An 11,614-nucleotide genomic window follows, 5' to 3' on the forward strand; every position below is an offset into this window, starting at 1 on the left:
TTTTCCCGTTTTCTTCCCGATACTTCGGGACCGTTTTCCTGTTTTCTGATCAACTTTTTTACCTCAGTTTAAGCGTTGCCAATGTTATAATCGCCAACAGAATTCCCACAATCCAGAACCTTGTTACAATCTTGGCTTCTGGAATTTCCATTTTTTGATAGTGGTGATGTAAAGGCGACATCCTAAAGATTCTCCTTCCTTCACCATATTTCTTTTTTGTGTATTTGAAATAACTCACCTGAATAATTACAGAGAGATTTTCGATCACAAAGATTCCGCACAATACTGGAATCAAAAGTTCTTTTCGGAGTACCAAAGCCAGCACAGCGATGATTCCACCCAATGACAGACTACCTGTATCGCCCATAAAAACTTGGGCCGGATAAGAGTTGTACCATAAAAAGCCAACACAAGCCCCCACAAAGGCAGTACAGAAAATTACGAGCTCTCCAGAATTTGGAATGAACATCACGTTTAGATAATCAGAGAAAATAGCGTTACCCGATATGTAGGCGAAAATTGCCAGCGTAAGGCCTATAATGGCCGATGTGCCCGCAGCCAATCCGTCAATTCCATCCGTAATATTGGCTCCGTTAGAAATGGCTGTAACAAAGAAAATCACCACCAAAATGTAAATGGCCGCAGTAATCCACTTGTTATCCGTTGGGTTGAAAGCATCGTAATCCAACTCATTATTCTTCACAAAAGGAATTGTGGTTGTAGTAGATTTGCTATCAACATAATTTGGCGCTTCTGTTACTGAAATAGTTTGCTCTTGTGGACCAGGGTTGAATTCCCTTACCACTACATCATCGTTAAAGTAAAGTACAGCTCCTACCAAGAGGCCAATGCCTACCTGACCTACCACTTTAAATTTACCGGCAAGCCCCTCTTTGTTCTTCTTAAAAACCTTGATGTAATCATCCAAAAAGCCAATGGCTCCTAAACCCAAAGTGGTGATAAGTAGAAGGATAACGTAAATATTTTCAAGCTTCGCGAAGAGCAAAGTTGGAATTACAATGGCAGCTATAATGATAAGTCCACCCATAGTTGGTGTACCTTTTTTGGCCATTTGGCCTTCTAAACCTAAATCTCTAATGCTCTCGCCTACTTGTTTGTTTCGAAGCATGTTGATCAGCTTCTCACCGAAAGTAATGGTGATTAACAAAGATAAAAGCACAGCCATACCCGCACGGAAAGAGATGTACTGAAACACTCCCGCGCCAACCAAATCAAACTCTCTATCTAAATAATTGAATAGGTAGTATAGCATTCTATTAGATTTTAGATTTTAGACGCTAGAGTTTAGAAGATCGCTTTTCTGAGCTCTGACATCGTCAATCGTATTTTATTTATGAATCAGGTTTAACATTTCTTTCAATACTTTTCTATCATCGAAATCGGATTTTACCCCTTTTACATCTTGATAGGTTTCGTGACCTTTTCCCGCCACTAGGATAATATCTTTAGGTTCGGCCATAGAGCATGCGGTTTTAATCGCCTCTCTTCTGTCTGCCATTACCAGTGTTTTTCTATAATTGCTCGGGCTCACACCTTTTTGCATGTCTTCGATAATCGCCATTGGCTCCTCAAATCGTGGATTATCTGAAGTGAGTACCACTTTATCGCTTAGTTCACAAGCAATTTTTGCCATTTCAGGCCTTTTGGTTGTATCTCGATTTCCACCGCAGCCTACTACCGTAATTACCTTCTCATTTCCACTGCGGAAAACTTTAATGGTAGAAAGCACATTCTCTAAAGCATCAGGCGTATGGGCGTAATCCACAATTGCGGTGATTCCTGTATCGGTAAGCACCTGTTCAAAACGACCTGGCGCTGGGTTTAAATTCGATAAGGTTTGAAGCACATCTGCGGGTTCTTCTTCTAGCAAAATAGCCGCTCCATAAACCGCCATTAGGTTATAAGCATTGAAATCACCAATCAACTTGAACCAAACATTATGGCCTTCAATATCTAATTCCAAACCTTGAAGGGTATTGGAAAGAATTCTTGCTTTGAAATCAGCCATGGTTTTTAAAGCATAGCTGTGTTTCGTTGCTTTTGTATTCTGAAGCATTATCGACCCACGCTTATCATCAGTATTGGTTAAAGCAAAGGCAGAAGAGGGTAGCCCATCGAAGAGCATCTTCTTTGCTTTGATGTACTCATCAAAAGTCTTGTGATAATCTAAATGATCGTGAGAGAGGTTGGTAAAAACCGCTCCTGTGAAAGTGAGTCCTGAAACACGATGTTGTACCAAGGCATGAGAACTGACTTCCATAAAACAATGAGAACAACCTTTGGCTACCATTTTCGCCATCAACTCATTCATTTGAATGGCATCGGGCGTAGTGTGGGTTGCCACAATTATCTCGTCATTGATTTTATTAACAACCGTAGAAAGCAAGCCAACATTATAGCCGAGCTGTTTGAACAACTGGAATAATAAGCTTACACAAGTAGTTTTTCCATTGGTGCCAGTAACACCTACCAACTTCAACTTTGCACTAGGGTTTCCGAAGAAATTGGAAGCCATGATACCCAAAGCTTCACTACTGTTTTTCACCTGAACGTAGGTAATGGCAGTATTTAGGCTTTCGGGCAATACTTCACAAATTATAGCTACAGCGCCCTTTTCAATGGCCTGTTCTATATAATCATGACCATCGACTTGAGTACCACGCGTAGCTATAAAGGCTGTATTGGCCTCTACTCTTCTTGAGTCGAAAGCCAATGCAGCCACTTCTACAGCTGTATCGCCAGATACTGACTGTAAAGCCACTTTGTACAATATGTCTTTTAATGCAGACATGAATTACCCTAGTTCTATCGTGATGGTTGTTCCTTTTTCTATTCTTCTTCCTGCATAAATCGATTGCCTAAGCACTCGACCTGTACCAGAAACATTAACTTTTAATCCTTTATTTTCCAATATGTAAAGCGCATCTCTAAGCGTCATTCCTTCCACATTAGGCACAAGGTTCGACTGAGAATGATTGGGTTTCCAAGCAATCGCATTATTATTAACACTAGCCCTTACCCACTCTACATTTTCTTCTTCCATATGATTTGAAATACCAAACTGATTTAACAGCTTATTCAATTCATCAAAATTTCCAGCCCTGATTACAGGGAAGGTTCCCTCTTTGGCCAAGCGCTCTCCTTCAAACTTATCGTGTAAGTCAAGGTCTAAAGCGAATATCATATCAGCAATTTCTTTGAAAACAGGCGCAGAAACATCTCCTCCGAAACTATTCAAACCTTTAGGGTCATCAATCACCACAATGCAAGAATACAAAGGCTCATCGGCAGGGAAATAACCAGCAAAAGACGCATAATAGCGCTGCTTGTAATATCGCCCATTAATCAATTTTTGAGCGGTTCCCGTTTTTCCAGCGATCTTGTAATAATCGTTTTTAATGTTTTTTGCGGTACCTCTTTCCACCACGCCCTCAAGCATGATTTTCAATTTTTCTAGTGTAGCTTTTGAGGCTATCTTCTTATCAAGTGTTTTAGCGTCAAACTCTTCTACGATCTGATTTCCCTTCCTAATACTCTTTACAATAATGGGCTGAATCATTTTTCCATCGTTGGCCACTGCATTGTAAAAAGCTAGGGTTTGAAGCGGAGTAATACTTGTTTCATACCCTACTGACATCCACGGTAAACTTGTTCCACTCCATGATTTGTCATCAGCATTTTTAATATAAGGGATACCTTCACCTATCATTTGAAAATCGAGTGGCTTCCCTAAACCTGTTGATTTTATAATGTCTATGTATTTTTGAGGGTCTTTACCAAAGTATTGATCTACCAGTTTGGAAATACCCACATTAGATGATTTTTCGAAGACTTCCTGAACAGTCAATTTACCATAACCGCCTTTCCAAGCACTTTGATCTTCCATGGTGCGGTCATAAAATTTAACAGTACCGTCATTGGTATCTACTGAATCGGTAAGCTCAATTTTATCTGCTTCTAAGAGGGCTAGCATTGAAGCCAGTTTAAAGGTAGAGCCTGGGTCGTTCAACCCTTGTACTGCATAGTTATAATCTTCTACATAAGTACCACTTTCTGTTCTGGTAAGGTTAGACATGGCTTTGATTTCACCTGTTTTCACCTCCATTAAAACTACCGTACCGTAGGCCGCTTCAAACTTCTCTAACTGCCTCAAAAGCGAGTTTTGAGCAACATCTTGAAGGTTGATATCGATAGTAGTGTACACATCATAGCCATTTCTAGGCTTTACATCTGAAGCTACATTTACTGGCATCCAGTTACCGCCTGCAATTCTTTGATACAAACCTTTTCCATCTTGACCTGCCAAATAATGATCGAAGCTTTTTTCTATTCCTACGGTAGCTACACCATCTATATTTAAACCGCCAATTGTACGTTGGGCTAAAGCTTTAAAAGGACGATGTCTCCTATCCTCCTTGTCAAATATTACTCCCCCAATCATTTGGCCTTCCCGAAAAATCGGCCACTTTTCCATCATGGCCTTATCCTGATAATTAATGAGGCGGTTGTTTAGAACCAAATACCGTTTGCGAGACTGTCGAGCTTCCGAGATCTTCTTCCGGTATTCGCCAGGAGAGAGATCTCGAAAAAATTTCGACAATAGTAGTGAAAGGGAGTCAATACCTGTTTTAAAGGTATTATCGTTTGCAAGCGAAGGATCGAATGCAATTTTGTAAAAGGGAAGTGAGGTTGCCATCAGGTCGTTACCATCAGCATAAATACTTCCACGGGTGGCCTTTATTGTTTTATAATCCAACCCAATTTCTTGTGCTTGCTTTCGCCAATCATCGCCTTGCACAAACTGAATGTCTGCAATCCGGTAGATTACTACCAAGACAAAGGCAATCACAGCTAAAAAAGCTATTCTTACTCTCAGTAATATCGACTGCTTAATATTCACTTTCGTCTACAACAATTTTATATGGCGGTTCTTTACTTTCTTCTAATCCTAGTTTCTTTACGTTCTTGGCTACTTCCGACTGCTTACTGCTATACATATAATCTGCCTCTAGCGTGGTAACATCGGCCCTTAAATCCTCAACTTCTGTTTCTAGTTTCTTAATATTTCTATTTGCCTTTTCAGCATAATGGCTGTTCCATACATAAAACACACCCAACACTAGTGCGAAAGCTACTTTCGGCAGGTGCTTCACTGGAAGCCCCGTTTCTAAGTTTCCAGCTATTTTCAGCTTCGACAAAAGACCAAATAAGCCACCACCTGCTGTGCCGGATTTCTCATCTCTTTTCGCTTTGAATTTATTCGCTGCCACTTTCTTTACTTATATTTTTTCGGCAATACGAAGTTTTGCACTTCTTGCCCTGTTATTTACTTTTAACTCTTCTTCATTTGCTTCAATCGGCTTCCTGTTGATCGCATTAAATGGTTTCAACTGATTTCCGAAGAAGTCTTTTTCAACCTCGCCAAACACTTTTCCTTTGTTAATAAAGTTCTTCACCATTCGATCTTCTAGCGAATGATAAGACTCTACCACCAAGCGCCCCCCGGGCTTAATTACCTCAGCCGATTGCTTCAAGAAATCTTCCAATGCTCCCATCTCATCGTTTACTTCGATGCGGATGGCCTGAAAAACCTGAGCATAATATTTATACTCTCTATGCCTTGGCGCCAATCGATCCAATAATTGAATCAGGTCTTTGGTGGTTTTGAAGGGATTAGAAAAACGCTCCGAAACAATAGCCGCAGCCAAAGTTTTTGCATTTTTTACCTCTCCGTAAATACCCAAAAGCTTATGTAATTGCTCTTCTGAATACTCATTCACCACATCGGCAGCAGTAAGCGAACCATTCAAATCCATCCTCATGTCTAAATCAGCTTCTGCACGGGTAGAAAACCCACGCATTGGCTCATCAATTTGATGAGATGAAATTCCCAAGTCCGCCAAAATCCCATCTACCTGCTTTACCCCGTACAACTTGAGGTATCGCTTGATGTGCCTAAAATTGGCTTGTACAAATGTGAAAGAACGATTGTCTATTTTTTCAGCATTAGCCCTAGCATCAACGTCTTGATCGAAACCAAAGAGCCTGCCTTCACTATTTAAATGCTTTAATATTTCGGTTGAATGTCCGCCACCTCCAAAGGTGACATCTACATAGATTCCATTCGGCTTGATAGAGAGGCCATCAACGCATTCTTTAAGCATAACTGGCACATGATACTCTGACATAGTTTAATTATTCGTCTGCCAAAAATTTCTCCGCCATCTTGGAGTACTCACTTGCGTCTTGGATGAGGTATTCCTCATATTGGTCAGGATTCCAGATTTCGATTCTATTTCCCAACCCTACCAACACAACTTCTTTTTCAAGCCCCGCATATTCCATCATCTTTTTAGGGATATTGATTCTTCCTGCTCCGTCTAACTCAACGTCTACATTTCCCCTAAAAAAAGTTCTCTGAAACCTGCGGTACTCCTCACTGAATTCGCTTAGTCCCTTTATCTTCGCATAGATCTTTTTATACTCAAGCATAGGATATAACACCAAGCAAGGCTCGAAACCTCGTCTTAGCACAAGCTCTTCTGATGCATTATCTGGCAGTGCAGCCCTTACCTTTGAAGGTAAAGCCAACCTACCCTTTACATCGAGCTTACAGTCATATTCACTTGTAAAAAAAGCCATTACACACCTGAACCTTTACAAAAGTAAGATTTTTTCCCACACTTCACCACTTTTCCTCACTTTTCCCCACTTTTTATGAAAAGTATCTTTTTCTATACAGAAAAACAAGTGTGATCGAAAAATATCACTAGAAAGATAAAGGAGGTAAAAAGTCCATTTCTGATGAATAAGAAAGGCTTTAACTGTTCGGAAAACTAGGCTTAAAAATGGATTTTAGGTACAAAATTAACATGCATGAGTTTTTTTTAAAGGCAAGAACAAATGACCAAATGGACATAAAAAAAGGCTTAACCAACCCGATTTTAGATCATGTGGAGTAAAGTGGGAGAAAAATCACTAAAAAACATTCGTTTGCGGTAAAATAAGGTTCGGTGGAAGAAGTCAATTCAAACCATCCAGAATTTCTTGATTATGCTGCCCTAATTGGGGAGGCGGACTCAGCGAAAGGCGATCGAAGCCCGAAGCCACAAAAGAGCGTAAACCTGTAATGCCTTCGGCTTCTAAAAACCAATGAGGTTCGCCTTCATCTAGGGCAGCATTTATGGTATTTACCAAGCCAGCTGGCACCTGCTGATTGACCAGCAATTCCATTAATTCACCTGAAGGCCATAGTCGGATTTTATCAGCAAGAATTGTGTTCAATTCATCTCTGTTTACTACTCTTTCTTGATTGGTCGAAAAACCATCCATCTCATTAATGCTCAGAACACTACATAGCTTGTAGAATTGCTTATCATTTCCAATAGCCAACAGCAATTGGCGACAATCTTTGGTCTCAAAAAGTTCGCCATAAGGTGCAATATTTGGGTGAAGATTACCCATTGACTTTGGCTCATTTTTTCCTACCAACCAATTTGCACCTTGATTTACCAAAGCACTGATGGCAGCATCAATCAAAGCCACTTGAACAAACTTTCCTTTACCACTTTCCATACGCTCAACAAGAGCTACCAACAGTGCCTCTTTCAGTTGGTGCCCTGCTAAAACATCAATCAGAGCGACAGGCATTTTTAACGGAGCAGCCCCTTGCTCACCATTAATGCTCATAAATCCCGATTCTGCCTGAATAACAGCATCATAACCCACTTTTGAAGTGTTTAGGCCATACCCTGTAATTTGACCATAAATAAGCGCTGGGTTAATCTTTTTTAGAGTGTTGAAGTCTACACCCAATTTTTCGGCATCACCAGGTTTATAACTAGCAATTACCATGTCTGCATTCTTGACAAGCTTATAAACTATTGCCCTTTCTTCCTTATTGCTCAAATCAATAGACAAAGATTTTTTACCCCAGTTTATCGAAGTAAAATAAGCCGAAACGGTACCATTTCTTTTTTCCCCCTTGAACAGCCATGACCGAGTAACATCTCCGCCAGTTTTAGGGCTTTCTACTTTGATTACCTCTGCACCCAATTCTGCAAAAAACTGCCCAACACTAGGCCCAGCTAGAACCGAAGCCAACTCAATTATTTTTAATTTTTTCATTGGTGCTGAAAGTGGTTGGTGATTTTTTTTTAAAAAAACCGGCTTTTATATAAGGTCTTTTCTCCGACAGGTTGTTATTTTAGCATCTGCCATAGCGTAATTTTACTATTGGGCTATAGCAAAAAACAAATTTACTACTAACTAACTGAACAGCGCCATATCTCAAAATATGGCGTTGTTTTTTTTATTTAGACCGCTCTATTGTGTAGGTAACTAGCTGAGAAAGAGAATCTCTGTAAATACTTGGCTCAAATGTTTCCAGAATCTGTATTGCCTCTTGGTAATACTGATTCATTACTTTTTGGGCATATTCAATTCCGCCAGTTTCTCTTACAAAAGCAACTACTTCATTCACCTTTTTTGAATGATCTCCTTTGCTTTTCACGGTTCGGATTATTCTTCGTTTGGTGCTACTACTGGCGTTTTGTAAAGAATAAATCAGCGGCAATGTCATTTTCTGCTCCTTAATATCAATACCTAGGGGCTTACCCACTTCTTCAGTACCGTAGTCAAAAAGGTCATCTTTGATTTGAAAAGCCATTCCGACTTTTAACCCAAATTCTCGCATTTTTTCTACGTCTTCTTGAGAAGCATTGGAGGCGGTAGCGCCAACAGCGCAGCATGAGGCAATAAGCGAAGCGGTTTTCTGACGAATTACATCATAATAGATATCCTCGGTAATATCTAAGTTCCTGGCTTTGGCCATTTGAAGCAATTCACCTTCACTCATTTCGCGCACCGCTCGGGAAACAATTTTTAGAAAATCGAAATCTTCATTATCTACGGAAAGCAGTAAACCGCGCGAAAGTAAATAATCACCTACCAAAACGGCTATTTTATTCTTCCAAAGGGCATTGATTGAAAAGAAGTCTCTTCTGTAATTTGAGTCGTCTACTACATCATCGTGAACCAGAGTGGCGGTGTGAAGTAATTCTATTAGAGAGGCGCCTCTATAAGTTCTATCTGATATTTTTCCTGTAACCCCTGCTGCCAAAAACACAAACATAGGCCTCATTTGCTTGCCCTTGCGCTTTACAATGTAACTCATGATTTGGTCGAGCAGAAATACTTTACTCTTCATGAATGACCTGAATTTCTGTTCGAACTCAGTCATTTCACTAGCAATGGGGGCCTGTATTTCGGAAAGCTTTAACGCCATATCAGTAGAATGCCACAATATTAACAGGTAATGCTTCAACGGCAAAGTGAGGGCAGTTTTATTTGATAAGAAAAGTAGAAGCCCTTTGTTTAAAAATTTTACGCTGAACTTATTCTTAGTCCTTGTTTTTTAGTCTAAAATCAAAAACGAAAGAAATATAAGCGTCATTTTTTGCTGTTTGTACATCTTTACTCAACCAATGAAACATAATTTTAAATGTCGCTTTTTCATTACCAGTAGCCCAACCCACCCTAAAAGTACTCACCCAAGGCATCTGCCTTTCTGTATGCGGACTTTTATTATTGAATAAACTACCCGAAGCAGTAATGTCATGGAAAATATAGGACACTCCGTAACCAAAAACTACATAGCCTACCCGCTCTAGGCCTTGGCTATTTTCGCCAATCATAGCATTTGCAAATGGCGACTTGTTCAAAACGTTCAATAGCCCCATTCTAAAATCGAAATTCTGGGCAATGTTCGTATGACCTGTTCCTAATGTTGCTGATGATGAACTAATGAAATCCATACTTTTCGGCACCAAACTAAACTGCCGATTATATTCAGCAGTGGCATTTAAAACCAAAGCCGTTCTAATTTGATGCTGCCATCCTCTTGGTTGCTTAAACCCCACGGCATTATGATACCACTTCTGCAAAGCTTCTGCTCCCGAGGCTTTGCCCGTTGTACCTAACTCCAAACCATATTTAAATCGTGAATTATCATTCTTGAACATAGACTTTGAAATTCCAGCATAGAGCAAGCCTGCGTATGGCCTATCCAATTCAGAGATTTCATCATAAAGCAAATCGTCAGGCGTATAGAACTTATGCGTAAGACTTATATCTATAATTTTTTTTGTGTTTAAAGAATCAGGTTTCTTGGGAACATATCTATAATGAAAAAGAAAGCCATTAGAATAGTACTCGTCATCCCTGTTCAGTAAGTAAACATCATTTTCGGTGGTGAATGAAAATTCAGATTTACGGTAGTCTACCTGCCCTAAAATTGGCAACGTATAGAGCAGTGAGAAAAAAATAAGAATCGACTTGATTACAGTGATATTTAATTTGAGGCGCTAAAGTCTCAATTATTTATAATTTTAGCCAGCGTATTATTGGCAAATGGATAAAAAGAATTTAAGAATTGAGGAACAACTAAATAAACGAGCATTGCTGGGCAATAAACGCAGTTTATTATTAGTGAATGAAAAACTGATAGACTTCAGCTCAAACGACTATTTAGGTTTTGCGAGGTCTGAAGATTTAAAAAACCGAATTCTAAACAGCTATGAAAGCCTAGCGGATAAAAATGGATCAACTGGGTCAAGGCTATTGACGGGAAATTCAGCCTTAGCCACCGAGGTAGAATCAGAACTAGCCAAGCTTTTTGGTTATGATGCCAGTCTGGTTTTTAACTCTGGCTATACTGCTAACCTTGGCTTTTTCTCTTGCCTTCCTCAAAGGGGCGATACTATTCTATATGATGAGCTTTCACATGCATGCATTAAAGATGGTAGCCGATTGAGTTTGGCCAAATCAATGCCTTTTAAGCATAACGACTTGGCCGATCTTGAGCGAAAATTAAAATTAAGTGAAGGTGAGGTTTATATCGCTTGCGAAGCCGTCTACTCTATGGATGGCGACTTTGCTCCTCTAAAAGCACTCTGTGAACTTTCAGAAAAATACAATGCAAAACTCATTGTAGACGAAGCACACAGCACAGGTGTATTTGGTAAAAATGGGGCGGGCTTAGTAGCAGAGTTAGATCTATCACAACAAGTGTATGCGGTTGTATACACATTTGGTAAAGCAATGGGCATTCATGGTGCTTGCATAGCTTCAAACCAAACAGTAATTGATTATATGATCAATTATTCGCGACCATTTATATACACTACCGCACCCTCTCCTTTTGAGTTTTTATCAATACAGCAAGCTTTCCAGTTTTTAACCAACCACCCAGATTTGGCTATTCGTTTAAAAGAAAACATTTCCACCTTCAACCAAGCAATTAAGACACAAAGACCTCCGCGTTATTTATCTACTAGCGCTATACAAGTGGTAATTACCGAAGGCAACTTAAAAGCAAAATCTACGTCAAAGCAACTTCAAGAAATGGGATTCGATGTTCGTGCAATTCTTTCGCCTACGGTAAAAGAAGGGGAAGAACGCTTGAGAATCTGCTTACATAGTTTTAATAGTAAAAATGAAGTATTGGGTTTGGCGCATGCGCTGAATTCCTTACTTTGTTAACAGCGGAAGCTAGCGGAAGAATTTTTATCATATCTTTGGGGTTTTTAAAAAC

At 39.7% G+C, this 11,614-nt stretch carries 10 protein-coding genes; 1 reads left to right on the forward strand and 9 read right to left on the reverse strand.

From position 1 onward, the window contains the following. Positions 1-58: 58 nt before the first annotated feature. The 9 genes from mraY to OB69_RS16700 all read right to left on the reverse strand — a co-directional run bounded on the left by mraY (position 59) and on the right by OB69_RS16700 (position 10,370). Positions 59-1,273 carry a phospho-N-acetylmuramoyl-pentapeptide-transferase gene (mraY, locus tag OB69_RS16660; RefSeq protein ID WP_053224894.1) on the reverse strand — a complete coding sequence of 405 codons (1,215 nt, stop codon included), beginning with the start codon at positions 1,271-1,273 and terminating at the stop codon, positions 59-61. A 75-nt stretch (positions 1,274-1,348) separates the two neighbouring features. After that, positions 1,349-2,812: a UDP-N-acetylmuramoyl-L-alanyl-D-glutamate--2,6-diaminopimelate ligase gene (locus OB69_RS16665; RefSeq protein ID WP_053224895.1), complete on the reverse strand. Its 1,464-nt coding sequence runs from the start codon at positions 2,810-2,812 to the stop codon at positions 1,349-1,351. Between the two features lie 3 nt (positions 2,813-2,815). Continuing rightward, entirely contained in the window at positions 2,816-4,921 is a 2,106-nt protein-coding gene (locus OB69_RS16670; RefSeq protein WP_053224896.1) for a penicillin-binding protein, read from the reverse strand. Further along, complete coding sequence (locus tag OB69_RS16675) at positions 4,911-5,291, reverse strand: FtsL-like putative cell division protein (protein WP_053224897.1); 381 nt, start codon at positions 5,289-5,291, stop codon at positions 4,911-4,913. The genes OB69_RS16670 and OB69_RS16675 overlap by 11 nt, the downstream gene beginning before the upstream one ends. Before the next feature lie 9 nt (positions 5,292-5,300). Continuing rightward, on the reverse strand, positions 5,301-6,209 hold the full coding sequence (gene rsmH / locus OB69_RS16680; RefSeq protein ID WP_053224898.1) for a 16S rRNA (cytosine(1402)-N(4))-methyltransferase RsmH: 909 nt from the start codon (positions 6,207-6,209) through the stop codon (positions 5,301-5,303). Between the two features lie 7 nt (positions 6,210-6,216). Next, entirely contained in the window at positions 6,217-6,663 is a 447-nt protein-coding gene (gene mraZ / locus OB69_RS16685) for a division/cell wall cluster transcriptional repressor MraZ (protein ID WP_053224899.1), read from the reverse strand. A 381-nt stretch (positions 6,664-7,044) separates the two neighbouring features. Next, the gene (locus OB69_RS16690; RefSeq protein WP_053224900.1) at positions 7,045-8,148 is read right to left on the reverse strand and encodes a CaiB/BaiF CoA transferase family protein; all 1,104 of its coding nucleotides are present in this window, start codon (positions 8,146-8,148) and stop codon (positions 7,045-7,047) included. A gap of 184 nt (positions 8,149-8,332) precedes the next feature. Further along, complete coding sequence (locus tag OB69_RS16695; protein ID WP_053224992.1) at positions 8,333-9,307, reverse strand: polyprenyl synthetase family protein; 975 nt, start codon at positions 9,305-9,307, stop codon at positions 8,333-8,335. A gap of 115 nt (positions 9,308-9,422) precedes the next feature. Continuing rightward, on the reverse strand, positions 9,423-10,370 hold the full coding sequence (locus OB69_RS16700; protein WP_082338216.1) for a lipid A deacylase LpxR family protein: 948 nt from the start codon (positions 10,368-10,370) through the stop codon (positions 9,423-9,425). A 61-nt stretch (positions 10,371-10,431) separates the two neighbouring features. On the opposite strand from OB69_RS16700, the gene OB69_RS16705 reads away from it, so the two are divergent. Then, positions 10,432-11,562, forward strand: a complete 1,131-nt coding sequence (locus OB69_RS16705) for an aminotransferase class I/II-fold pyridoxal phosphate-dependent enzyme (protein ID WP_053224902.1) — start codon at positions 10,432-10,434, stop codon at positions 11,560-11,562. The last annotated feature ends 52 nt before the right edge of the window (positions 11,563-11,614 follow it).

This window comes from Roseivirga seohaensis subsp. aquiponti, assembly GCF_001267955.1.
GTDB classification, from domain to species: Bacteria; Bacteroidota; Bacteroidia; order Cytophagales; family Cyclobacteriaceae; genus Roseivirga; species Roseivirga seohaensis.

Coding starts and splice junctions, on each gene's coding strand:
- mraY (WP_053224894.1), bottom strand. CDS start 1,273: ATGCTATACTACCTATTCAATTATTTAGATAGAGAGTTTGATTTGGTT.
- OB69_RS16665 (WP_053224895.1), bottom strand. CDS start 2,812: ATGTCTGCATTAAAAGACATATTGTACAAAGTGGCTTTACAGTCAGTA.
- rsmH (WP_053224898.1), bottom strand. CDS start 6,209: ATGTCAGAGTATCATGTGCCAGTTATGCTTAAAGAATGCGTTGATGGC.
- mraZ (WP_053224899.1), bottom strand. CDS start 6,663: ATGGCTTTTTTTACAAGTGAATATGACTGTAAGCTCGATGTAAAGGGT.
- OB69_RS16690 (WP_053224900.1), bottom strand. CDS start 8,148: ATGAAAAAATTAAAAATAATTGAGTTGGCTTCGGTTCTAGCTGGGCCT.
- OB69_RS16695 (WP_053224992.1), bottom strand. CDS start 9,307: ATGGCGTTAAAGCTTTCCGAAATACAGGCCCCCATTGCTAGTGAAATG.
- OB69_RS16705 (WP_053224902.1), top strand. CDS start 10,432: ATGGATAAAAAGAATTTAAGAATTGAGGAACAACTAAATAAACGAGCA.